This is a genomic window from Cyanobium sp. ATX-6F1, assembly GCF_047395825.1.
Classification (GTDB): domain Bacteria; phylum Cyanobacteriota; class Cyanobacteriia; order PCC-6307; family Cyanobiaceae; genus ATX-6F1.
The window spans coordinates 321,356-343,534 of record NZ_JBCEBF010000001.1; the positions used below are offsets into that span (position 1 = coordinate 321,356).

A 22,179-nucleotide genomic window follows, 5' to 3' on the forward strand; every position below is an offset into this window, starting at 1 on the left:
GCCGGCGGCCCCGCCGCCCAAGCTGAGCCAGGAGGGGTCCCCGTTGGGGGCCCCTTTTTTGCGCCCCATCACGGGGAGTTCACACCGAATGCGAGAATGGCATTTGACAACAAAACGGACATAAGCGCACGTGTCAGGACACATTCAGACGGTCTCCTTCGATGGTCGGGAGATCCGGCTGACCACAGGTTTGTATGCCCCCCAGGCCGGGGGTTCGGTACTGGTTGAATGCGGTGATACCTCCGTGCTGGTGACGGCCACGCGTGCCAAGGGCCGCGAAGGCATTGATTTCCTCCCGCTCACCTGCGACTACGAAGAGCGCTTGTACGCCGCCGGTCGCATCCCCGGCAGCTTCTTCCGCCGTGAGGCCCGCCCCCCGAGCGCGCCATCCTCACCACCCGCCTGATCGATCGCCCCCTGCGGCCCCTGTTCCCCTCCTGGCTGCGCGACGACATCCAGGTGGTCGCCACCACCCTCTCCCTCGATGAGCGGGTGCCGCCCGATGTGCTCGCCGTCACCGGCGCCTCGATCGCCTGCCTGCTCGCCCGCATGCCCTTCAGCGGCCCGATGGCGGCCGTGCGCGTGGGCCTGCTCGGCGACGACTTCGTGCTCAACCCCAGCTACCGGGAAATCGAGCGCAGCGAGCTCGATCTGGTGGTGGCCGGCACCCCCTCCGGCGTGGTGATGGTGGAGGCGGGCGCCAACCAGCTGCCCGAGCAGGATGTGATCGAAGCGATCGACTTCGGCTATGAGGCCGTGGGCGAGCTGATCAAGGCCCAGCTCAAGCTGCTCAGCGATCTGGGCATCGAGCAGGTGATCCCCGAGACCAAGATCGAAGACCCGGCCCTGCCCAACTTCCTTGAGCAGGAATGTGGCGCCGGCATCGCCGAGGTGCTCAAGCAGTACAGCCTCACCAAGCCTGAGCGCGACGCCAAGCTCGACGTCCTCAAGGGCGAAGTGGCTGCCAAGATCGCCACCCTCGGCGACGACGACCCGATCCGCCTGGCCGCCGCGGGCAAGGCCCTGGGCAACACCTACAAAGGTGTCACCAAGAAGATGATGCGCGCCCAGATCATCAACGAGGGCAAGCGCGTCGATGGCCGCGACCTCGACCAGGTGCGCCCGATCACCGCCGCCGTCAGCGTGCTGCCCAAGCGCGTGCATGGCTCCGGCCTGTTCCAGCGCGGGCTCACCCAGGTGCTCTCCACCGCCACCTTGGGCACCCCCAGCGATGCCCAGGAACTGGACGACCTCAACCCGTCCAGCGAGAAGACCTACCTGCACCACTACAACTTCCCCCTACTCCGTCGGTGAAACCCGGCCGATGCGCTCCCCCGGCCGCCGCGAGATCGGCCACGGCGCCCTCGCCGAACGGGCCCTGGTGCCCGTGCTGCCCGCCAAGGAAGACTTCCCCTACGTGCTGCGCGTGGTCTCGGAGTGCCTGAGCTCCAACGGCTCCACCTCCATGGCCTCGGTGTGCGGCAGCACCCTGGCGCTGCTGGATGCGGGCGTGCCCCTCAAGGCCCCCGTCGGCGGCGCCGCCATGGGCCTGATCAAGGAGGGCGAGGAGGTGCGCATCCTCACCGACATCCAGGGCATCGAAGACTTCCTCGGTGACATGGACTTCAAGGTGGCCGGCACCGAAAAGGGCATCACCGCCCTTCAGATGGACATGAAGATGGCCGGTCTGGCGGTCAAGACCATCGCTGAGGCCGTCAACCAGGCCCGCCCGGCCCGGCTGCACATTCTCGGCAAGATGCTCGAGGCGATCGACAAGCCGCGCGACACCCTCTCGCCCCACGCCCCGCGGCTGCTCAGCTTCCGCATCGACCCCGAGTTGATCGGCACCGTGATCGGCCCCGGTGGCCGCACGATCAAGGGCATCACCGAGCGCACCAACACCAAGATCGACATCCAGGACGGCGGCATCGTCACGATCGCCAGCCATGACGGCTCCGCCGCCGAGGAAGCCCAGCGGATCATCGAGGGCCTCACCCGCCGCATCAGCGAAGGGGAGCAGTTCAGCGGTCACGTCACCCGCGTGATCCCGATCGGCGCCTTCGTCGAGATCCTGCCCGGCAAGGAGGGGATGATCCACATCTCCCAGCTCTCCGAAGCCCGGGTGGAGAAGGTCGAAGATGTGATCAAGGTGGGCGATCAGGTGCGCGTGCGCGTGCGCGAAATCGACAACCGCGGCCGCATCAACCTCACCCTGCGCGGCGTCGACCAGGAAGAGCCCGTGGCCGTCACCGCCTGACCCCCTGCGGGGGCTACACCGCGAAGCCGGGATCGATCTGCGCCAGCGCCGTCACGGCCCGATCGCAGATCCTCCCGTGGCTGAGGCCATGGCTGGCCACCAGGCAACCGGCCTGGCGCACGTCGCCATCGTTGTAGGAGAGGGGGCGGCCGTCGGCATGGCTGAAGGCTCCACCGGCGGCGATCAGCACCGCTTCCGGTGCCGCCATGTCCCAGTCCTTGGGGGCACTGCTGCCAGAGAGCGAGATGTAGAGGTCGGTTTCGCCGCGCAGAATCGTCGCCACCTTGCCGCCGACGCTGCCGATCGCCTTGGTGTCGCCCAGGGCCAGGGCCTCAAGAAGTTGCTCGAGCCGCTGGTCGCGGTGATTGCGGCTGGCCACCAGCACCAGCTCGCTTAGCTCGCGGCGGCCACTCAGGGCGGGCGGGAACTGCCCGCCGGAGCGGTCCTCCCGCCAGGCGCGGCCGCTGCCATCGGCGCCGAGCCAGCCGATCCAGAGCTCGTCGAGCTCGGGCAGCAACACCACCCCCAGCACCGGGCGATGGTCCTTCACCAGGGCCAGATGCACGGCGTACTCACCGCTGCCCTGCAGAAAATCCTTGGTGCCATCGAGGGGATCGAGGATCCACAGCCACTCGGCCGCCAGGGGTTCGCCAGCATAGAGCTGCTCAGCGGCGGTCTCCTCGCTGAGCACGGTCCAGCCGGCCTGCGGGAAGGCGGCGGCCAATCCTTCCAGCAACCAACTGTTCACCGCCAGATCCGCCGCTGACACGGGCCCTTCGCCGCCCTCCTCCACGCTCAGGGCACGGGGGAATCCATGGGGCGGCTGCTCGCCGCGGGCATAGGCCCGCAGGATGTCCGCCGCGCCCCAGCTCAAGCGACGCAGCTCTTGAAACAGCCCCTCGGGGTCAACGCCGGGGGCATGGCCGCGGCGGCCGGCATCATGGAAGCGCTCATCGGTGCATTGTGCAGGACCTGGAACCCGCCGCCGGCGTCCTCTACCTGGTGGGCACGCCGATCGGCAACCGTGACGACCTCTCCCCCGGGCCCTCAAGGTGCTCGCCGGTGTGGACCGCATCGCCTGCGAAGACACCCGCCACAGCGGCTTGCTGCTGGCGGGGTTCGGCATCCGCTCGAAGCTGATCAGCTTCCACGCCCACAACCACCTGGCCCGCATCCCCCAGCTGCTGGAGGCCCTGGAGCGGGGTGAGCGGCTGGCGGTGATCAGCGATGCGGGCCTGCCCGGCATCTGCGACCCCGGCGAGGAACTGGTGGCGGCGGCGCGCGCGGCCGGCCGCACGGTGATCTGCATCCCAGGCCCCTGCGCCCTGACCACGGCCCTGGTGAGCAGCGGCCTGCCCAGCGGCCGCTTCTGCTTCGAGGGCTTCCTTCCGCCCAAGCGCAACCCGCGCCGGGCGCGGCTGAAGGAGCTGGCCGATGAGCCACGCACCCTCGTGCTCTATGAGGCCCCCCACCGGCTGCTGGAGCTGCTGGAGGATCTGCTCGAAGCGCTGGGAGACCGCCCCTTGCAGGTGGCCCGGGAACTCACCAAGCGCCACGAGCAGCAGATCGGCCCCACGGTGGGCGCCGCCCTGGTCCATTTCAGGGGCACCCCTGCGCTCGGGGAATGCACCCTGGTGCTCGGCGGAGCGCCGCCGGTGATCGAAGCAGCCCCTGATGAACAGGAGCTGCTGGCGGAACTGCAGCGGCGGGTGGCGGCGGGCGCCAGTCCCCGGGATGCGGCCCGCCAGCTGGCGGAGGCCACGGGCCTCTCACGCCGGACCCTCTACGGTTTGTTGCACCGGAACGGGGAACCCTGATGCTGCTGCGCCTGCGCCTGCTGCTCGCCAGCGCCGGGGGGCCTGCTGCTGCTGCTGATTCTCTGCCTCGGGGCCCAGAACCTGAGTGATCGGCCCAGCCTGCAGCTGGGACTGGGCCGCAATGTGGCGCCGCTCCCCAGCGGCTTCCTGGTGGGCCTGGCGCTGGTGGTGGGGGTGATCAGCGGCGGTGTCAGCGCGGCCCTGCTGCTGCCGGGATCGGAATCAGACCGCGATCAGGAGCCGGGCAACGCGTAGAGAGAACCCTCCAGCACCAGGCGGCTGATGCCCTGGGAGAGCAGGTAGGGGGCCGTGCGCTCGAGCACACCGCTGTCGGGCACCTTGATCACGCGCTGGCTGCGGCCGCAGTGGCGCTTGGCCTGGCGCGGGTTGGCGAACACCGCCAGGGCCTGGCGATCGCGTTCATCGGCGCTGAGCGAGCCCAGCTCGGGGAAATCCGTGAGCGGGCGGGCCTGCAGTTCCACGGTCTTGTCCACGAGCAGGTAGACGCTGCTGGGCAGCTCGACGCCGCTGAGGGGCTGGGCCGAGGCGGGGGGCCGTTCCTCGATCGGCTGGCCCACCACCGCCACGGTGACGAACTCGCTGGCCTCGAAGGGCTCAGAGTCGTCCTCGCCATCGAGATCGGGATCGTCCTGGGCATCCTCGCCAAAATCATCGGCGTCATCGATGGCCAGCACCAGGTGTGGATCGCTCTCCAGAGACTCGGTCTCCTCCCCAGGGAGCGGATCCAAGGGCTCCAACGGATCAAGAAGATCGAGGGGATCTTCAAAGGCTTCGGCCCCCAGGGGCAATGAACTGGCCTCGGGCATCAGCGGCAGCTGCCCGGGGGCCGCAGCCCCCCGGGAGCGCTGCAGTTTGATCTCTGCGTAGGTAGCAGGATCCAGGGCCGCCTTGACCACCCGGCTGACGGTGTTGGGGCTGCAGCCGTAGGCCTCCGCCAGCACCAAGGTGGCCTCGCCCGCCCGGAAGCGCGCCACCAGCTCCTGTTTCTGGCTGTCGCTGAGCCGGGTGACCGCCATGAAACACATTCGCTCAGCCAACCACCTTAATTGCAATGGGCGCCTGAGGTTCCTGCCGGTGACCTAACGCAGATCATCCAGCCGGCGCACCTGCATCGCATCCACCCAGGACACCTTGAAGTAGGGCGTGAGAAAGCTCTTCTGCGGCAGCCGACCGCCGATGAACATCAGGCCCATGAAGGTGGCCTGGGGGGCGGGCTCGATCCAGCGCAGCTCCACCACCAATATGAGCTGAGCTGGGCTGTGGGGATCGCACACCAGCAGCTCGCCGCGGCAGCCCACCCCGGTACCCACGCGGCTCGGGACCACCAGGCAGGCCCCCAGGGGGCTGATGTCCCACATCTTGCCCTCAAGAGTCTCCTCCTGTGCTTCCGGAGAGAAATGCCCAACCACCGACGCCAGGGCTGAGGGCAAAATGTACCGCTGATGGCGGCGGGGGATCTCTGGCCCGGAACCGGTCATCGCAGCCCCGAGGGCAATTCAATTACCACCAGCTTCCCGGTAAACCTGCATCCGGTCCACCCAGGAGGCCTTCATGTAGTCATCCAGGAACGTGCCGGGCCCCAGAAGGCCATCGGAAAACACCAGACCCAGGAAGGTGACGTGACGGGCTGGGCACGACCAGCACACCTGGACGGGCAGAGAAAACTGATCGGAACTGAAGGGATGATGCAGCAGCAACAGGCCGAGGGCGTTCTCGGAGATGGGCACATGCTGGCGCAACTGCAGGCACGCACCCGCTGAACTGACGTCCCAGAGTTGGCCGATCTGCCGGTCGCCTTGGGTGTCGTGGAATTCCGCCTCGACCATGGCGAGGGTGGCCGGAAGGGGATGACGCTTGTGACGGCGGGGCGGTAAATCGCCAGAACGTGCCATGGCTCAGATTCCGCCTGGTTCTCATCCTGGCCCAGCCAGGCCAAGGTTCAAGTCAGCGGTGAACAGGATCCGATGGAACTCAATACTTCCAGGGGCCACGGGCGGCCGAAACAACAGGACTGTCACAATGCTGAAGCCCCAAGTGGGGCCCTGCTCCCTTAGCTCAGCTGGATAGAGCAGCTGCCTTCTAAGCAGCCGGTCGTGTGTTCGAATCACACAGGGGGCGTCAGCCACAACGGCCGCGAAACGGCCGCGAAACGCCCGACGATGACAGCCTCGCGATGACCGCCCCCGAGCCGGCCTCTACGCGAGCGCCGCTGCCCTACGCCACGGCCTACCGGCTCCGCCTCAAGGAACGCCCCCTGGGCACCTGGCTGTGGGCCCTCGCCCAGAACGTTCCGGCGGCAGGTCTTGCCGCGCAGCTCTACTACGCCATCAGTCGGCGCACGATCACGCCGATGATCGGGGCCTCCGTGGGCCTGTTGGCGGGCCTGGGACTCGCGGGCATCGGCTACGGGGCCCTGGGCCATCCTTCGGCAAGCCTCGAGTGCCTGGCCTTCCTCGACCCGCTCGCCCCCCGGACCAGCTGGAGCGCCAGGTCCGTGACTGCCTGCGCCGCTCCCTGCCCGATCACCTGGGCGGATCGCCCCTCCATGGTTCAGGCCTGGAATGGGCGCTCGCAGGGCTGATCACGGCCGGCTCCGTGCTGGGGACCCATGTCGGCCAGACTCTGGCGATCAAGGACGCCCGGCGTCGACTCGAAGCCCATGAACCTTCGCCATCGCACCAGGGCCCAAGCCCAGGCACCTGAAACGCTCGTTGTTCTCGCCCGCCGCCTGGCGGCCCTGCTGCCGCTGGCGGCCATGGTGCCTGTGGCGGGCCTGCTGGCGCTCAGCGCCCCAGGGGCCCTGGCCCAGCCGATCACCGACTGCCGCCGTGAGGCCACCAACCGCGATCCCCTCAGCGGAGCCGAAGCCTGGGCGATCGAAACCTGCACCACCACCGACCGCGTCACCGGCGCGTTCATCAAGGTGCAGACCTGCACCACCAACCGCCGCTACGCCACCACCGAATGCGTGGATCAGGTGCTGCCCAAGCCCGCCCAGAAACCTTGAGGCGCCCGGTGGGGAGCGCAGCAATCAAAGCTCCGCCTGCACGCCCGCGCGGATGGTGCAATCGGCCAGCGGGTAGCTGACGCAGAGCAGGGCATAGCCCTGGGCGATCTGATCGTCGTCGAGAAAGCTCTGATCCGCCTGGTCGACGCTGCCGGCGAGCACCTGGCCGGCGCAGGTGCTGCAGGCGCCGGCACGGCAGGAACAGGGCAGATCGACGCCCTTTTCCTCAGCGGCATCGAGGATGTATTGATCGTCGCCACAGCTGAAGCTGCGACCGTCTTCGAGGCTGATCGTGTACGAAGCCATGGCAGCGCGAACGGGTGGCTGACCACGTTCTAGTCCTGTGAAGCGGCGGCGGACAGCGGCAACAGATCTGCTTATGGTGACGAAAGCGCCGGGTCCAGGCCGTGAGCGATGCCAATACCGAAGCCAGCACCAAAGCCAGCACCGAGACGTTCGCCGAGCTGGAGCCCAGCCTGCGGGAGTGCCACCGCCAGCCCTCCGCCCTGATCGAACTGCTCAACCGCGCCCAGGAGCTCTACGGCCACCTCAGCGGGCCGTTGCTGCGTCACCTGGCGGTGGCGCTGGAGCTGCCCCTCAGCCGCGTCTACGGCACGGCCAGCTTCTATCACCTGTTTCGCTTCCAGCCACCGGCCCCCCATCAGCTGGTGGTCTGCACCGGCACCGCCTGCCACGTGAAGGGCGCCGATGGGCTGCTGGCGGCACTGGCAGGGCGAGGGGCGGAAGGCGACCAGACGGCGGGATTCGAGTTGAGCCGTGTGCGCTGCCTGGGCACCTGCGGCGGCGCGCCCTTGGTGGTGGTGGACGGCACCGTCTGGACCCACCAGAGCGCGACCTCCCTGCTCCAGCGGCTGCGGGCGCTTCCGCGATGAGCGGGTCTGCGGCCCCGGGGGCGCCGGCGAGTCTGCGGCTCTGCGCGGCGGCGGGCTGCCGAGCCTGCGGCAGCGAAGCGATCCGCTCCCATCTGGAGACGTCCCTCGCCGAACGAGGCCTGGCCCAGCGGCTGCGGCTGCGCAGCGTCGGCTGCCTCGGGCCGTGCGGCGCCGGCCCCCTGCTGGCTCTCGATTCCGGCGCTGATCGGGGTGGCGGTGATCAGGGTGGCGGTGTGATCTACGGCGGTGTGACGCTCGCCGATGCCGATGGCCTGATTGACGCCCTCGCTGCTGGTGCACTGGACACTGGTGCCCTCGACACCTGGAGACCAGCCACCGCCCAGCGACTTGATCCGGAGCACCCCTTCTTCAAGCTGCAGAGGCGCATCGTGCTGGAGAACTGCGGCCAGCTCGACCCCGAAAACCTCGACGAGGCGATCGCCGCCGGCGCTTATGTCCAGTTGAAGCGTCTGCGCGCCGGCGTGAGCCCCGAGCAGGTGATCGAGCAGATCCGCCGCAGCGGCCTGCGCGGACGCGGCGGAGCCGGCTACCCCACCGGCCGGAAATGGCAGCTGGTGGCGGCCATGGCCGGCCCCGACAAGGTGGTGGTCTGCAACGCCGATGAGGGTGACCCCGGCGCCTTCATGGACCGCACCGTGCTCGAAGGCGATCCCCACCGGGTGCTGGAGGGAATGGCGATCGCCGCCTACGCCGTCGGCGCCCGTCTGGGCTTCATCTACATCCGCGCCGAGTACGACCTGGCGATCGCCCACCTGCGCCGGGCGATCGAGCAGGCCCGCGGGCGCGATCTGCTCGGCGATGTCTCCCTTGAGCTGCGGGTGGGCGCCGGGGCCTATGTCTGCGGCGAGGAAACGGCGCTGATCCATTCGATCGAGGGCGGCCGGGGCACACCGCGGCCACGCCCCCTACCCGGCGGAGCACGGCCTCTGGGGCCGCCCCACCTTGATCAACAACGTCGAAACCTTCGCCAACGTGGTGCCGATCCTGCGCGAAGGCGCCGACTGGTTCGCCGCCATCGGCACCCCCACCAGTACCGGCACGAAGGTGTTCTCGCTCACCGGCCACGTGCGCCTGGCCGGGGTGCTGGAGGTGCCCATGGGCACCCCCTGGCGACGGTGGTCGAGCAGATGGGCGGCGGCGCGCCGGGCGGGGTCCCCATCAAGGCCGTCCAGACCGGCGGCCCGTCGGGCGGCTGCGTGCCGGCAGAAGCATCTGGACACGCCGGTCGACTACGAATCGCTCAAGGAGCTGGGCACGATCATGGGCTCCGGCGGCATGGTGGTGCTCGATCAGACCACCGACATGGTGGACCTGGCGGCCTTCTTCATGGGCTTCTGCCGGGAGGAATCCTGCGGCAAGTGCGTGCCCTGCCGCGCCGGCACGGTGCAGCTGCACGATCTGCTGCGCAAACACCTGGGGCGGCGCGCCACCGCCGCTGATCTCGTGCAACTGGAATCGCTCTGCCACATGGTCGCCGACACCAGCCTCTGCGGCCTGGGCCAGAGCGCCCCGAGGCCGGTGCTCAGCGCCCTGCGCCATTTCCGCGGCGACTTCCTCGCCCTGCTGCAGCCCGGCGCGAGCGCTGCCCCATGACGGTCATCACCCTCACGATCGATGGCCGCAGCGTCGCCACAGCCAGCGGCGCCACCCTGCTGGAGGCGGCCCGCGCCGGGGGCAGCGCCATCCCCACCCTCTGCCACCTGGAGGGGCTGAGTCCGGTGGCCGCCTGCCGCCTCTGCCTGGTGGAGATCGACGGCGATTCGAGGTTGCAGCCCGCCTGCGTCACGGCCGCGGCCGACGGCATGGTGGTGCGCACCAGCAGCCCCCGGCTGGCGGAGCTGCGCCGCACCGTGATCGAACTGCTGTTCACTGAAGGCAATCACGTCTGTGCCATCTGCGTGGCCAACGGCCACTGCGAACTGCAGGACCTGGCTGTGGCCGTGGGCATGGACCACTCCCGCCTGCCCTACCGCTTCCCATCGCGATCGGTGGATCTCTCCCACCCCCTGTTCGGCCTCGATCACAACCGCTGCATCCTCTGCACCCGTTGCGTGCGCGTCTGCGCTGAGGTGGAGGGGGCCCACGTCTGGGATGTGGGCTGGCGGGGCGAACACTGCCGGATCATCTCCGGCCTCGATCAGCCCTGGGGGGCGGTGGACGCCTGCACCGACTGCGGCAAGTGCGTGCAGGTCTGCCCCACCGGTGCCCTGTTCCACAAGGGCGAAGGAACAGAGGAAAAGGAGGGGCACCCCGAACAGCTCCAGAACCTGGTGCGGGTCCGCCGGCAGGGGGGTCGCCATGAGCCGCCTCAACGTCGCCACCGTCTGGCTGGCCGGCTGCTCCGGCTGCCACATGTCGTTCCTCGATCTCGACGAATGGCTGCTGGAATTCGCCGAGCTGGCGAACGTCGTCTACAGCCCCGTGGCCTCCGACACCAAGATCTACCCCGAGGGCGTCGACATCGCCTTGGTGGAGGGCGGTGTGGCCAACCGCGACAACCTCGAGCTGATCCTGAAGGTGCGCGCGCGCACCCGCATCCTGGTGTCGTTCGGCGACTGCGCCATCACCGCCAACATCCCCGGCATGCGCAACATGCTCGGGGGAGCGAACCGGTGCTGCGCCGGTCCTACCTGGAGCTGGCCGATGGCAGCGGCGCCCTGCCCCAGGCCCCGGGCCTGGTGCCGGAGCTGCTGGAGCAGGTGCTGCCCGTGCATCAAGTGGTGACGGTGGATGTCTACCTGCCCGGCTGCCCCCCTCGGCCGATCGCATCCGCGCCTGCCTCGAGCCGCTGCTCCACGGCGAATGGCCCGTGATGGAAGGCGCCGAAATGATCCGCTTCGGCTGATGGACAGCCCCACCCCCGAAACCAGCCAGCCACGCACGGTCCTGATCGATCCGGTCACGCGCATCGAAGGCCACGCCAAGATCTCGATCCACCTGGACGCCAATGGCCAGGTGGAGACGGCCCGGTTTCACGTGGTGGAGTACCGCGGCTTCGAGAAGTTCTGCGAGGGCCGGCCGTTCACCGAGATGGCGGCGATCACCGCGCGCATCTGCGGCATCTGCCCGGTGAGCCATCTGCTGGCGGCCGCCAAAACCGGCGACAAGCTCCTGGCGGTGACGATCCCTCCGGCGGCCGAGAAGCTGCGGCGGCTGATGAACCTGGCCCAGATCTGCCAGTCCCATGCCCTCTCGTTTTTCACCTCAGCAGCCCCGATTTCCTGCTCGGCTGGGACAGCGATCCCGCCAAGCGCAATGTCTTCGGGCTGATCGCCGCCGACCCCGAACTGGCCCGCTCCGGCATCCGCCTGCGCCAGTTCGGCCAGGCCCTGATCGAAGCCCTCGGGGGCCGCAAAATCCATGCCGCCTGGGCGGTGCCCGGGGGTGCGTGCGCCCCTGGCCGAGGGGCTCAAGGAGCGCGTCCTGGGCCAGTTGCCGGAGATGTTCGCCATCGCCGAATTGGCCCTGGGCCTGTTCAAGCAACTGCTGGACACCCAGCTCGGCGAAGAGCTGGAGGTGTTCGGCTCCTTCCCGTCGCTGTTCATGGGCCTGGTGGGCAGCGATGGCCGCTGGGAGCACTACGGCGGCGGCCTGCGGATCATCAACGCCGAGGGCAGCGTGCTCGTCGATGGCCTGAGTGAAGACGCCTACGCCAGCGTGATCGCCGAGGCGGTGGAGCCCTGGAGCTACCTGAAGTTCCCCTACTACAAGCCCCTGGGCCCTGAAGCGGGCAGTTACCGGGTGGGCCCCCTGGCCCGCCTCAACCTCTGCGAGCGCATCGGCACCCCCGGGCCGACCGGGAGCTGGCCGAGCTGCGCCAGCGGGGGGCGGGTGGTGAACGGCTCGCTGTACTACCACCTGGCCCGCCTGATCGAAATCGTCGCCTGCCTGGAGGGGATCGAAGCCCTGCTGAACGATCCCGGCATCGGGGGGCGCCACGTGCGCGCCCGGGCCAGTGTGAACTGCCTTGAGGCCGTGGGGGTGAGCGAAGCGCCCCGGGGCACCTTGTTCCACCACTACCGGGTGGACGCCAACGGCCTGATCGAGAAGGTGAACCTGATCATCGCCACGGGCCAGAACAACCGCGCCATGAACCGCACGGTCACCCAGATCGCCCGCCATTACCTCGATGGCGCCCATCTCAGTGAGGCCCTGCTCAACCGCGTGGAGGCGGGGATTCGCTGCTACGACCCCTGCCTGTCGTGCTCCACCCACGCCGCCGGCTCCATGCCCCTGCAGGTGCGACTCTTTGGCGCCGATGGAGCGCTCATGGAGGAGCGGATCCGTGGTTGAGCTGGTGATCGGCCTCGGCAACGACCTGCGCCGCGACGACGGTGTGGGCCCGCTCCTGGCCGAGGAGGTGCGGGCCTGGGGGCTCTCAGGCGTGGAGTCGATGGCCGTGCCACAGCTCACCCCTGAACTCGCCCCGCGCCTGGCCGGCTGCGTGCGGGTGCTGTTCATCGACGCCTGGTTGGGTGATGGTGGGGCCACCACCCCGCGCCTGGAGGCCATCGCCGCAGGTTCACCAGCGACAACCGCGCCTGCCACCCGCTTCAGCCACCACCACACCCCCGAGGCCCTGCTGCAGCTGGCCGAAGTGCTCTACGGCCAGCGGCCGCCAGCCTGGTGGCTGCGGGTCCCCGCCCACGACCTCGAACTTGGAGAAGGACTGTCGCCTGCCACCGCCGCCCAGCTGGCGCCGGCGCGGCGGGCCCTGTGCCGCTGGCTCGATCGCGATGCATGAACTGGCGCTGATGGAGGAGGTGCGCCGTTTGGCCGAAGAGCAGGCGGCGGCCCAGGGGCGCTGCGCATCCACGCGCTGCACCTGCGCATCGGCAGCCTCTCGGGGGTGGACCCCGACGCCCTCGCCTTCGCCTTCGAGGTGGTGATGCAGGGGGGCGGCCCAGGGCGCAACGTTGCGTCTCGAAGTGATCCCCACGGTCTGCTTCTGCGGCCAGTGTGACCTGGAGTTCGCGCCGGTGGATGTGATCTACGCCTGCCCCAGCTGCGGCGCCTTGAGCCAGCGGATCCTCAGCGGCCGGGAGCTGGAGCTCACCTCCCTGGAGGTGTCCTGAGATGTGCCGCGACTGTTCCTGCGGGCAACCTCCAGCCCCAGTCGAAGCCCTGACCCCGCCCCGGCGCACCGTCGTGCTGGAGGCGGGCCTGCTGGCCAAGAACGACCACCAGGCAGCCCACAACCGAGCGCGCTTCGCGGATCTGGGGCTCACGGTGGTGAACGTGCTCTCGGCGCCGGGCTCCGGCAAGACCGCCCTGCTGGAGCAGGTGAGCCAGCACTGGAAAGGCGGGCCCGTGGGCGTGATCGTGGGCGATCTCGCCACCGACAACGACGCCCGGCGCCTGCGCCGGGCCGGCGCCAAGGCCGTGCAGATCACCACCGGCCAGGGCTGCCACCTGGAGGCTTCGATGGTGGCGCGGGCCCTGGAGCAGCTGGATCCGGCGGCCCTGGATCTGCTGCTGATCGAGAACGTGGGCAATCTGGTCTGCCCCACCGCCTTTGATCTGGGCGAGGGCCTGCGGCTGGCGCTCACGGCCGTGGGCGAGGGCGAGGACAAGCCGCTGAAGTACCCGGGCCTGTTCAAGTCAGCCGATGCCATCGTGATCAACAAGATCGACCTGGCGGAGGCCGTGGGCTTCCGGCGCGAGGAGTCCCTCGCCAACCTCGCCCAGGTGGCGCCCCAGGCGCGGATCTTCGAGGTGTCCGCCCGCACCGGCGCAGGGCTGGAGCCCCTGCTGGCCTGGCTGGCGGCGAAGGGCGTGTGACGGAGTTGGCGGAGCCTGCCCAGGGCAGGCAGCGGCTGCGGCTGGAGATCAGCGGGCTGGTGCAGGGGTGGGCTTTCGGCCCCACTGCCACCGCCTCGCTACGGCGCTGGGACTGGGGGGCTGGGTGAGCAACGGCCCCGGCGGCGTGACCCTGGCACTGGAGGGAGAGCGCGAGCCACTGGAGCGGTTCCTGGCTCAGCTGCAACGGGCCCCGCCCGCCCACAGCCAGCTGGAGGCGGTGGAGCGCCGCTGGCAGGAGCCCATCGGGGAGACGGTCTTCTCGATTCGCCCCAGCGCCCACTCGGCTGGCGTCGAGGGCATAGGCGGCAGCCTGGTGCCCCCGGATCGGGCCCCCTGCCAGGACTGTCTGGCGGAACTGTCTGATCCCACCAACCGGCGCCATGGCGATCCGTTCATCAGCTGCTGCAGCTGCGGGCCGCGCTCCAGCCTGCTGCTCGGCCTGCCGTTCGAGCGGGAGCGCACCACCCTGGCGAGCTTTCCCCCTGCGCCGCCTGCCGCGCCGAGTACACAGACCCCACAAGCCGTCGCTTCCACGCCCAGACCATCGGCTGCCCGGCCTGCGGGCCACAGCTGAGGTTGGCGGGGAGGTGCCCCTTGCCCCCCGAGGTGGAGGGCGCTGACCCCCTGGCCCAGGCGGTGGCGGCGTTGCGCTCCGGCCGGATCGTCGCGCTCAAGGGGCTGGGGGGCTACCAGCTGCTGGTGGAGGCCGGCAACGAGGCGGCGGTGCAGGAGCTTCGGCGGCGCAAGGGCCGGCCCACCAAGCCCCTGGCTCTGCTGGTGGCGGATCTCAAGGGCGCCCGCGCCCTGGCGGCGATCAACCCCGCCGAGGAAGCCCTGCTCAGCTCGGCGGCGGCGCCGATCGTGCTGCTGCGGCGCCCGCCATCACCCACTCGCCTGGACCCACTGGTGGCCCCATCGGTGGCCCCCGGCCTGGACAGCCTCGGGGTGATGCTGCCGGCCACGCCCCTGCACCACCTGCTCGCCAGGGCCTGCGGCGCCCCCTGGTGGCCACCAGCGGCAACCGTTCCGGCGAACCGCTCTGCTTCGACGACGACGACGCCCTCGAACGGCTCGCTCCCCTCGCCGATGGCTTCCTGGTTCACAACCGGCCGATCGCCCTGCCCTTCGATGACAGCGTCGTGCAGGTGGTGGCAGGGCGGACGCTGGTGCTGCGGCTGGCCCGGGGCCTGGCCCCCTGGCGATCGATCTCTCTGCGCTGCTGGACGAAGACGTTGATCTGCATGGGGCCCTGGCCCTGGGGGCGCAGCTCAAGAGCAGCCTCGCCCTCGGCCTCGGCCGCCAGGCGCTGCTCACCCCACACCTGGGGGAGCTGGAGAGCGAGGCGGGGGAGAGGCGGCTGCGCTGGAGCCTGGGGCGCTGGACGGAACTGCATGGCGTCCAGCCCTCCCGGCTGGCCTGTGATCAGCACCGGGGCTACGTCTCCAGCCGCCTCGCCCGAGAGCTGGCCGAGGCGGGCGCCGAGGCTGGCAAAGATCTGCCGCTGCTGGCGGTGCAGCACCACCACGCCCACCTGCTGGCCGTCATGGCCGAGCACGGCCTGGGGCCGCCACGGCTGGGGGTCGCCTGGGACGGGGCCGGACTCGGACCCGACGGCAGCCTCTGGGGCGGTGAGCTGTTGCGGGTGAGCGCCGATGGCTACGAGCGCCTGGCCCGGTTGCGGCCCTTCCCCTGCCCGGGGGCGAGCGGGCCCTGAAGGAACCACGCCGCGCCGCCCTTGGCCTGCTGTTCGCGGCCTACGGCCCAGCCGGCCTGGAGCGGCTGGGGCCCAGCGGGCCCTGGGGCTTCAGCACCGAAGAACGGGGCGTGCTCGCCCGAGCCATGGGCCAGGGGCTGAACAGTCCGCGCTGCAGCAGCATCGGGCGCCTGTTCGATGCCCTCTCGGCCCTGCTGGGGCTCTGCCCGATTAACCGCCATGAGGGGGAAGCGGCGATGGCCCTGGAGGCGGCCGCCTGGCGCTGGCAGGACGCCCACCCAGACCAGGACAGCGGCTTCGCGCTGCGGGCCGGCGCCCCGGGCGAACCGCTGGAGATCGACTGGCGACCGCTGCTCGATGGCCTGCTGGCGGAGCGAGACCGGGGCACGTCCGCCGCGGCCCTGGCCCACCGCTTCCACGTCGCCCTGGCGAGGCTGCTGGTGGAGCTGGCCCAGCGGCTGGGGGCCAGGGAGCTGCTGCTGGCGGGCGGTTGCTTCCAGAACCGGCTGCTGCTGGAGTTGGCCAGCACCGCCCTGGAGCGGGCGGGCATCGCCCCGATCCGGCCCGAACGGCTCCCCTGCAACGACGGTGCCCTGGCGGTGGGTCAGCTGCTGGCGATCGCGTTGCAACGGGGCGCAACAGTTCCTGCGCAGGCGCCGGGGAGGCCTAGAAAGGAACCAGCCCCTTCCGGGGCCCTTGATGGCCCTGGGGAGGCGCCCGATGTGTCTGGCGGTGCCCGGTGAACTGATCCGGATCGAGGAGCACGACGATCCGCTCTGGCGGGTGGGGCAGGTGAGTTTCGCTGGGGTGCTGCGGGAGGTGAGCCTGGCCTGCGTGCCGGAGGCCCGCCTGGGGGATTTGGTGCTGGTGCATGTGGGCTTCGCCCTGGGGATCTGGCAACCAGGCGACGACGACGCCTCGGCTTTTGTGCAGCCGACTGAGCCACCAGCGGAGCTGCCATGACCACCACCGCCCTCGCCACCATCGACGCCAACGAGGCGGTGGCGCGAGTCGCCTACCGGCTCAGCGAGGTGATGGCGATCTACCCGATCACCCCGGCCACCCCGATGGGCGAATCGGCCGATGCCTGGGCGGCGGCGGGCCGCCCCAACCTCTGGGGCACCGTGCCGGTGGTCGAGGAGATGCAGAGCGAGGCCGGGGCCGCCGGGGTGGTGCACGGGGCCCTGCAGAGCGGCGCCCTCACCACCACCTTCACAGCCTCCCAGGGGTTGCTGTTGATGATCCCCAACCTCTACAAGATCGCCGGAGAACTCACCGCCGCTGTGATCCATGTGGCCTCAAGGGCCCTGGCCACCTCCGCCCTTTCGATCTTCGGAGACCACAGCGATGTGATGGCGACACGGGGCACGGGCTGCGCCCTGCTCTGCTCGGCCTCGGTGCAGGAGGCGGGAGACTTCGCCGCCATCGCCACCGCCGCCACCTTGCAGTGCCGCCTGCCGTTCCTGCATTGGTTCGATGGCTTCCGCACCTCCCATGAAATCCAGCGGGTCGCCCTGCTGGACGATGGCGACCTGCGCCAGCTGATCCCCCAGCCCCTGGTGGAGGCCCACCGCGCCCGGGGCCTGACCCCCGATCACCCGGTGCTGCGCGGCACCAGCCAGAACCCCGATGTGGCCTTCCAGGCCCGCGAAGCGGTCAACCCCACCACCGAGGCGGCACCGGCGGCGGTGCAGGCCGCCATGGACCACTTCGCGGCACTCACGAGGCGTGCCTACCGCCTGTTCGACTACCACGGCGCCGCCGATGCCGAGCGCGTGCTGGTGCTGATGGGCTCGGGATGCGAAACGGCCCAGGAAACCGTCGATGCGCTGATGGCCCGCGGCGAGCGGGTGGGGGTGCTGAAGGTGCGTCTGTTCCGCCCCTGGAGCAGCGAGGCCCTGTTGGCGGCGCTGCCCAACAGCGTGCGCGCCCTGGCGGTGCTGGACCGCTGCAAGGAACCCGGCAGCGGCGGTGAACCCCTCTACCTCGATGTGCTCAATGCCCTGCACGAGGCCTGGCCCGGCGAGCGGCCGAAGCTGGTGGGCGGCCGCTACGGCCTGGCCTCGAAGGAATTCACCCCCGCCATGGTCAAGGCGGTGCTCGATCACCTCAAAGGGAGTGATCCGCTCAACCACTTCACGGTCGGCATCGACGATGACCTCACCCATCGCTCCCTGCCGGTCGACGAAGCCTTCGACACCGAAGCCGGCACGGTGTTCCGCGCCATCGTCTACGGCCTGGGCTCCGATGGCACCGTGGGCGCCAACAAGAACGCCATCAAGATCATCGGAGACGCCACCGGCCTCCAGGTCCAGGGCTACTTCGTCTACGACTCCAAGAAATCAGGCTCCGTCACGGTGTCGCACCTGCGCTTCGGGCCCCAGCCGATCCACTCCACCTACCTGATCCGCCGCGCCCAGCTGATCGCTTGCCACCACTGGGATTTCCTCGACTCCTTCGAGCTGCTCGAAGCGGCCCTGCCCGGCGCCACCCTGCTGCTCAACAGCCCCTGGGGGCTGAGGGCACCTGGGAGCGACTCCCCGAGCGCGTGCAGCGGCAGATCCTGGCCAGGAACCTCTCGGTGCAGGCGATCGACGCCAGCCGCCTGGCGCGGGAGCTGGGACTCGGGCCGGCGATCAACACCCTGATGCAGACTTGCTTCTTTGCCCTCGCCGGGGTGATGCCGCTGGAGCAGGCGCTGGAGGCGATCCGCGCCGCCATCCGCCACAGCTACGGCCGCAAGGGGGAGCGGATCGTGGCGGCCAACCTGGCGGCCGTGGACGCGGCCCTCAGCGAACTGAAGCCCGTGCCCCGGGGTCCGATCAAGGCGGCCGATCACCCCCCGCTCGAGCCTTTGGCGGGGGCGCCGGCCTGGGTGCGGGAGTTGATCCAGCCCCAGCTGGAGCGCCAGGGCGACCGTTTGCCCGTGAGTGCCCTGCCCGCCGACGGCAGCTTCCCCTGCGGCACCGCCCGTTTCGAGAAGCGCAACATCGCCGCATCGATCCCGGTCTGGGATCCCGAGGTCTGCGTGCAATGCGCCAAGTGCGTGCTCGTGTGCCCCCATGCGGTGATCCGCGCCAAGGCCTACGACCCCGCCCTGCTGGCCGCGGCGCCGGCCAGCTTCCGCAGCACCGACGCCCGTGATCACCACCTGGCCGGCCAGGCCTTCAGCCTGCAGGTGGCCGCCGAAGACTGCACGGGCTGTGGGCTCTGTGTGGAGGTCTGTCCGGCCCGCAACCGCCGTGAGCCGCGCCTCAAGGCGATCAACATGGCTCCCCAGCGGCCCCTGCGCGAGGAGGAGCGATCCAACTGGGACTTCTTCCTGCAACTGCCGGAGGCCGACCGCCAGACGCTGGACCTGCGCCACATCAACCAGCAGCAGCTGCAGCAACCGCTGTTCGAGTTCTCCGGCGCCTGCGCCGGCTGCGGGGAGACCCCTACATCAAGTTGGCCACCCAGCTGTTCGGCGACCGCATGGTGGTGGCCAACGCCACGGGCTGCTCCTCAATCTACGGCGGCAGCCTGCCCACCACACCCTGGAGCGCCAACGGCGAGGGGCGCGGCCCCGCCTGGTCGAACTCGCTGTTTGAAGACAACGCCGAATTCGGCCTCGGTTTCCGCCTCGGCTTCGACCAGCGCAAGGCCACCGCCGAGCGGCTGCTGAGGGAGCTGTCCGCCCCCGCCAGCAACGGCGAGGGAAGCACGCCTGCACCCGCCGTGCCGCCGTCCCTGGCCGAGGGGTTGCTGACGGCCGACCAGAGCGATGAGGCCGGGATCTACGAGCAGCGCCAGCGGGTGGAGGCCCTCAAGCGGCAGCTGAACGCCCATTCAGGAGCAGACACCGACCCCCGACTCGCCACCCTGCTGAACCTGGCGGACGATCTTGTCAAGCGCAGCATCTGGATGATCGGCGGTGATGGCTGGGCCTACGACATCGGCTTTGGCGGGCTCGATCACGTCTTCGCCAGCGGCCACGACGTCAACATCCTTGTGCTCGACACGGAGGTGTACTCCAACACCGGTGGTCAGATGTCGAAGGCCACGCCGATGGGGGCCGTGGCCAAGTTCGCCAGCGGCGGCAAGCCCGCCGCCAAGAAAGATCTGGGCCTGATCGCGATGACCTACGGCAACGTCTACGTGGCCAGCGTCGCCATGGGCGCCAAAGATGAACACACCCTGCGCGCCTTTCTGGAGGCGGAGTCGTACCCCGGCCCGTCGCTGATCCTGGCCTACTCCCACTGCATCGCCCACGGCATCGACATGGCCAAGGGGCTGCAGCAACAGCGTCTGGCGGTGGACTCCGGCCGCTGGCTGCTCTACCGCCACGACCCGCGCCGCCGCGAACGCGGAGAATCGCCGTTGGTGGTGGATTCCCGTGCCCCAACCGTGCCCTTGGCCGAAGCCATGGCCACGGAGAACCGCTTCCGGATGCTGGGCCTGAGCCAGCCGGAGCGTGCCCGGGAGCTCAGCCGCGCGGCCCAGGAGAACGTGTCCCGGCGCTGGGATCTCTACCACCGCCTGGCGGAGCAGGAGCCATGAGCCGCATCGATTTGAGCACGTCCTGGCTCGGGCTGCCCCTGGCCTCCCCCTGGTGGTCGGGGCCTGCGCGCCCCTGAGCGCCGATCCCGACCGGATCCCGCTGCTGGCCGAGCACGGTGCCGCCGCCGTGGTGCTCCATTCCCTGTTCCTCGAGCAGGTCGAACGCGACTGGCTGGAGTGGGAGCACCACCACCAGCTCGGCTCCCAGAGCCATCCGGAATCCATCAGCTACCAGCCCAGCATTGATCCGGCCCACCTGGGCCTGGATGGCTACCTGCGGGAGATCGAAACCGCCCGGCGCCGGGTCGACATCCCGATCCTCGCCAGCCTCAACGGCCTGCGGCCGGGCCATTGGGCCGAGGCGGCCAGGGCCATCGAGCAGGCCGGCGCCAGCGCCCTCGAACTCAACCTCTACAGCGTGCCCACCGACCCACGGCTGCCGGGCGCCGAGATCGAAGCGCAGCATGTGGCGATCGTGCGCGCCGTCGGCGCCGCAGTGGCCCTGCCGCTGGCGGTCAAGCCAAGCCCCAGCTACACCAACCTGGCCCACATGGCCGCCCAGTTCCAGGCGGCGGGGGCCAGTGGTCTGGTGCTGTTCAACCGTTTTTACCAACCCGACATCGACATCGAAACCCTGGAGATCCGCCCCAACCCGCTGCTGAGCACGGCCGCCGACCTGCGGGCGCCCCTGCGCTGGATCGCCCTGCTGGAGGGCCGCCTCGAGCTGGAGCTGGCCGCCAGCGGTGGCGTCGAGAGCGGCAGCGATGTGGTGCGGCTGTTGATGGTGGGGGCACGGATCACCCAGGTGGTCAGCGCCCTGCTGCGCCACGGCCCGGGCCACCTGCGCCAACTGGAGAGCGAGTTGCGCGCCTGGCTCGAGGCGCACGGCCACCTCTCGCTGAGGGAGTTGCGCGGCTGCATGAGCCAGCGGCGCAGCCCCGACCCGGAGGAGTTCGAGCGGGCCCAGTACATGCGCGCCCTGGGCAGCTATGCCCAGCAGGGGCCCTGGTGAGCCAACGACTCGATCCGCCCCAGGTGGCCCAGGTTCAGGCGTTGCTGGCGTCGATCCGCGCCCGCCTCACCCGGCCCTGGACCCTGATGGAGGTCTGCGGCGGCCAGACCCACGCGATCCTGCGCCATGGCCTCGACCAGCTGCTGCCCCCGGAACTGGAGTTGATCCACGGCCCGGGTTGCCCGGTCTGCGTCACCGACGCCGCCGTGATCGATCGGGCCCAGGCCCTGGCCGCCACCCCCGGCGTGCTCCTGTGCACCTACGGCGACATGCTGCGGGTGCCGGGCTCCAGCGGCAACGATCTGCTCACGGTGCGCTCAGGCGGCGGCCGGGTGCGGATCGTCTACGCCCCCTCGACGTGCTGGCCATCGCCCGCGCCCACCCCGAGCTCACGGTGGTGTTTCTGGCGGTGGGCTTCGAAACCACCGCGCCCGCCACCGCCCTGCTGGCCCACCACGCCTGGAGCGAGGGGCTCAGCAACCTGAAGCTGCTGGTGTCCCTGGTGCGGGTGCCGCCGGCCCTGGAGGCGATCCTGGCCGAGCCAGCGGCGCGGGTGCAGGGATTCCTCGCCGCCGGCCACGTGGCGGCGGTGATGGGCCTGGCGGAGTACGAGCCGATCGCCCAGCGCCACCGGGTGCCGATCGTGGCCACCGGCTTCGGGGCGATCGAACTGCTCGAAGGGGTGCTGCGCTGCGTGAGCCAACTGGAGCAGGGGGAGCACCGGGTGGAGAACGCCTACCTCCAGGGAGCCCCAGACGGGGGCAACGGCGCCGCCCAGGCGCTGATCGAACGGGTGTTCGTGCCCTGCGACCGAATCTGGCGGGGCCTCGGGGTGCTCAGATTGAGCGGCCTGTGCCTGCGCGCCCCCTACGACGCCCTGGCTGCCGATGGGCCGCACCAAAGTGCCGCGAGCACCGAATCGACACCAGCCGCGCAAGACGAGCCCGTCTGCCTCAGCGGCCGGGTGCTGCAGGGGCTGGCCAGGCCCACGGATTGCCCCAGCTTCGGAACGCACTGCAGCCCCGATCGGCCCCTGGGGGCGCCGATGGTGTCGTCGGAGGGGGCCTGTGCCGCCTACCACCGCTACCGCCCCTGA

At 70.1% G+C, this 22,179-nt stretch carries 16 protein-coding genes, 1 tRNA gene and 11 pseudogenes; 23 read left to right on the forward strand and 5 right to left on the reverse strand.

Annotated elements, in window-relative coordinates:
- Window positions 1–130 precede the first annotated feature (130 nt).
- A pseudogene (locus tag AAF143_RS02010) lies at window positions 131–2,257 on the forward strand (polyribonucleotide nucleotidyltransferase).
- 13 nt (window positions 2,258–2,270) lie between these two features.
- On the opposite strand, the pseudogene AAF143_RS02015 reads toward AAF143_RS02010, so the two are convergent.
- Window positions 2,271–3,199: pseudogene (locus AAF143_RS02015) on the reverse strand (3'(2'),5'-bisphosphate nucleotidase CysQ).
- Window positions 3,200–3,217: 18 nt separating this feature from the next.
- Here AAF143_RS02015 and rsmI point away from each other — a divergent pair.
- Window positions 3,218–4,074: pseudogene (gene rsmI, locus AAF143_RS02020) on the forward strand (16S rRNA (cytidine(1402)-2'-O)-methyltransferase).
- Window positions 4,074–4,329: pseudogene (locus AAF143_RS02025) on the forward strand (hypothetical protein). The pseudogenes rsmI and AAF143_RS02025 overlap by 1 nt, the downstream one beginning before the upstream one ends.
- Here AAF143_RS02025 and AAF143_RS02030 read toward each other — a convergent pair.
- The 3 genes from AAF143_RS02030 to AAF143_RS02040 form a co-directional block, all read right to left on the reverse strand.
- Window positions 4,308–5,111, reverse strand: a complete 804-nt coding sequence (locus tag AAF143_RS02030) for a hypothetical protein (protein WP_255005323.1) — start codon at window positions 5,109–5,111, stop codon at window positions 4,308–4,310. The pseudogene AAF143_RS02025 and the gene AAF143_RS02030 sit on opposite strands and share 22 nt — an antisense overlap.
- A gap of 63 nt (window positions 5,112–5,174) precedes the next feature.
- A complete protein-coding gene (locus tag AAF143_RS02035; protein WP_255005325.1) occupies window positions 5,175–5,453 on the reverse strand; it encodes a hypothetical protein in 279 nt (92 codons plus the stop codon).
- A gap of 138 nt (window positions 5,454–5,591) precedes the next feature.
- Window positions 5,592–5,987 (reverse strand): PilZ domain-containing protein, encoded by a 396-nt coding sequence (locus AAF143_RS02040; RefSeq protein ID WP_255005326.1) that lies wholly within the window; start codon window positions 5,985–5,987, stop codon window positions 5,592–5,594.
- Window positions 5,988–6,139: 152 nt separating this feature from the next.
- Here AAF143_RS02040 and AAF143_RS02045 point away from each other — a divergent pair.
- From AAF143_RS02045 to AAF143_RS02055, 3 genes are all read left to right on the forward strand, one after another.
- A tRNA-Arg gene (locus tag AAF143_RS02045) sits at window positions 6,140–6,213 on the forward strand.
- Between the two features lie 55 nt (window positions 6,214–6,268).
- Window positions 6,269–6,676, forward strand: coding sequence for a hypothetical protein (locus tag AAF143_RS02050; RefSeq protein WP_414026445.1), 408 nt, complete (start codon window positions 6,269–6,271; stop codon window positions 6,674–6,676).
- Between the two features lie 27 nt (window positions 6,677–6,703).
- A complete protein-coding gene (locus AAF143_RS02055; protein ID WP_414026446.1) occupies window positions 6,704–7,102 on the forward strand; it encodes a hypothetical protein in 399 nt (132 codons plus the stop codon).
- Between the two features lie 24 nt (window positions 7,103–7,126).
- On the opposite strand, the gene AAF143_RS02060 is transcribed toward AAF143_RS02055, so the two are convergent.
- Window positions 7,127–7,408: a 2Fe-2S iron-sulfur cluster-binding protein gene (locus AAF143_RS02060; protein ID WP_255005331.1), complete on the reverse strand. Its 282-nt coding sequence runs from the start codon at window positions 7,406–7,408 to the stop codon at window positions 7,127–7,129.
- A 101-nt stretch (window positions 7,409–7,509) separates the two neighbouring features.
- Here AAF143_RS02060 and AAF143_RS02065 point away from each other — a divergent pair, with 101 nt between their 5' ends.
- From AAF143_RS02065 to hypD, 17 genes and pseudogenes are all read left to right on the forward strand, one after another.
- Window positions 7,510–7,995, forward strand: coding sequence for an NAD(P)H-dependent oxidoreductase subunit E (locus tag AAF143_RS02065; protein ID WP_255005335.1), 486 nt, complete (start codon window positions 7,510–7,512; stop codon window positions 7,993–7,995).
- Window positions 7,992–9,455: an NADH-quinone oxidoreductase subunit L gene (locus AAF143_RS02070; protein ID WP_414026447.1), complete on the forward strand. Its 1,464-nt coding sequence runs from the start codon at window positions 7,992–7,994 to the stop codon at window positions 9,453–9,455. Before AAF143_RS02065 ends, AAF143_RS02070 begins: the two co-directional genes overlap by 4 nt.
- Window positions 9,343–9,609 carry an NADH-ubiquinone oxidoreductase-F iron-sulfur binding region domain-containing protein gene (locus AAF143_RS02075; RefSeq protein ID WP_414026448.1) on the forward strand — a complete coding sequence of 89 codons (267 nt, stop codon included), beginning with the start codon at window positions 9,343–9,345 and terminating at the stop codon, window positions 9,607–9,609. Before AAF143_RS02070 ends, AAF143_RS02075 begins: the two co-directional genes overlap by 113 nt.
- Window positions 9,606–10,304, forward strand: a pseudogene (hoxU, locus tag AAF143_RS02080) (bidirectional hydrogenase complex protein HoxU); the annotation flags it as partial. The gene AAF143_RS02075 and the pseudogene hoxU, both read left to right, overlap by 4 nt.
- 10 nt (window positions 10,305–10,314) lie before the next feature.
- Window positions 10,315–10,861, forward strand: a pseudogene (locus tag AAF143_RS02085) (oxidoreductase).
- Complete coding sequence (locus tag AAF143_RS02090) at window positions 10,861–11,286, forward strand: nickel-dependent hydrogenase large subunit (protein ID WP_414026878.1); 426 nt, start codon at window positions 10,861–10,863, stop codon at window positions 11,284–11,286. Before AAF143_RS02085 ends, AAF143_RS02090 begins: the two are co-directional and overlap by 1 nt.
- Window positions 11,287–11,400: 114 nt before the next feature.
- Window positions 11,401–12,309, forward strand: coding sequence for a Ni/Fe hydrogenase subunit alpha (locus AAF143_RS02095; protein ID WP_414026449.1), 909 nt, complete (start codon window positions 11,401–11,403; stop codon window positions 12,307–12,309).
- The gene (locus tag AAF143_RS02100; RefSeq protein WP_255005348.1) at window positions 12,302–12,760 is read left to right on the forward strand and encodes a hydrogenase maturation protease; all 459 of its coding nucleotides are present in this window, start codon (window positions 12,302–12,304) and stop codon (window positions 12,758–12,760) included. The genes AAF143_RS02095 and AAF143_RS02100 overlap by 8 nt, the downstream gene beginning before the upstream one ends.
- Before the next feature lie 169 nt (window positions 12,761–12,929).
- A pseudogene (locus tag AAF143_RS02105) lies at window positions 12,930–13,091 on the forward strand (hydrogenase/urease maturation nickel metallochaperone HypA); the annotation flags it as partial.
- 1 nt (window position 13,092) lies between these two features.
- Entirely contained in the window at window positions 13,093–13,797 is a 705-nt protein-coding gene (gene hypB, locus AAF143_RS02110) for a hydrogenase nickel incorporation protein HypB (protein ID WP_255005357.1), read from the forward strand.
- Window positions 13,798–13,921: 124 nt separating this feature from the next.
- Window positions 13,922–14,392: a hypothetical protein gene (locus AAF143_RS02115; RefSeq protein WP_414026879.1), complete on the forward strand. Its 471-nt coding sequence runs from the start codon at window positions 13,922–13,924 to the stop codon at window positions 14,390–14,392.
- Window positions 14,347–14,936, forward strand: a pseudogene (locus tag AAF143_RS02120) (Sua5/YciO/YrdC/YwlC family protein); the annotation flags it as partial. The gene AAF143_RS02115 and the pseudogene AAF143_RS02120, both read left to right, overlap by 46 nt.
- A gap of 137 nt (window positions 14,937–15,073) precedes the next feature.
- A pseudogene (locus AAF143_RS02125) lies at window positions 15,074–16,275 on the forward strand (hypothetical protein).
- Entirely contained in the window at window positions 16,253–16,495 is a 243-nt protein-coding gene (locus AAF143_RS02130) for a HypC/HybG/HupF family hydrogenase formation chaperone (RefSeq protein ID WP_255005368.1), read from the forward strand. The pseudogene AAF143_RS02125 and the gene AAF143_RS02130 overlap by 23 nt, the downstream one beginning before the upstream one ends.
- Window positions 16,492–20,071, forward strand: a pseudogene (nifJ, locus tag AAF143_RS02135) (pyruvate:ferredoxin (flavodoxin) oxidoreductase). Before AAF143_RS02130 ends, nifJ begins: the two are co-directional and overlap by 4 nt.
- Before the next feature lie 52 nt (window positions 20,072–20,123).
- Window positions 20,124–21,083: a dihydroorotate dehydrogenase-like protein gene (locus AAF143_RS02140; protein WP_414026450.1), complete on the forward strand. Its 960-nt coding sequence runs from the start codon at window positions 20,124–20,126 to the stop codon at window positions 21,081–21,083.
- Between the two features lie 86 nt (window positions 21,084–21,169).
- Window positions 21,170–22,179 (forward strand): annotated as a pseudogene (gene hypD / locus AAF143_RS02145) (hydrogenase formation protein HypD).

Bases quoted from the DNA above. Each gene is read 5' to 3' on its own strand.
- hypB (WP_255005357.1), top strand. From the start codon at position 13,093: ATGTGCCGCGACTGTTCCTGCGGGCAACCTCCAGCCCCAGTCGAAGCC.
- AAF143_RS02040 (WP_255005326.1), bottom strand. From the start codon at position 5,987: ATGGCACGTTCTGGCGATTTACCGCCCCGCCGTCACAAGCGTCATCCC.
- AAF143_RS02075 (WP_414026448.1), top strand. From the start codon at position 9,343: ATGGGCTTCTGCCGGGAGGAATCCTGCGGCAAGTGCGTGCCCTGCCGC.
- AAF143_RS02030 (WP_255005323.1), bottom strand. From the start codon at position 5,111: ATGGCGGTCACCCGGCTCAGCGACAGCCAGAAACAGGAGCTGGTGGCG.
- AAF143_RS02050 (WP_414026445.1), top strand. From the start codon at position 6,269: ATGACCGCCCCCGAGCCGGCCTCTACGCGAGCGCCGCTGCCCTACGCC.
- AAF143_RS02060 (WP_255005331.1), bottom strand. From the start codon at position 7,408: ATGGCTTCGTACACGATCAGCCTCGAAGACGGTCGCAGCTTCAGCTGT.
- AAF143_RS02090 (WP_414026878.1), top strand. From the start codon at position 10,861: ATGGACAGCCCCACCCCCGAAACCAGCCAGCCACGCACGGTCCTGATC.
- AAF143_RS02035 (WP_255005325.1), bottom strand. From the start codon at position 5,453: ATGTGGGACATCAGCCCCCTGGGGGCCTGCCTGGTGGTCCCGAGCCGC.
- AAF143_RS02055 (WP_414026446.1), top strand. From the start codon at position 6,704: ATGTCGGCCAGACTCTGGCGATCAAGGACGCCCGGCGTCGACTCGAAG.
- AAF143_RS02070 (WP_414026447.1), top strand. From the start codon at position 7,992: ATGAGCGGGTCTGCGGCCCCGGGGGCGCCGGCGAGTCTGCGGCTCTGC.
- AAF143_RS02130 (WP_255005368.1), top strand. From the start codon at position 16,253: ATGTGTCTGGCGGTGCCCGGTGAACTGATCCGGATCGAGGAGCACGAC.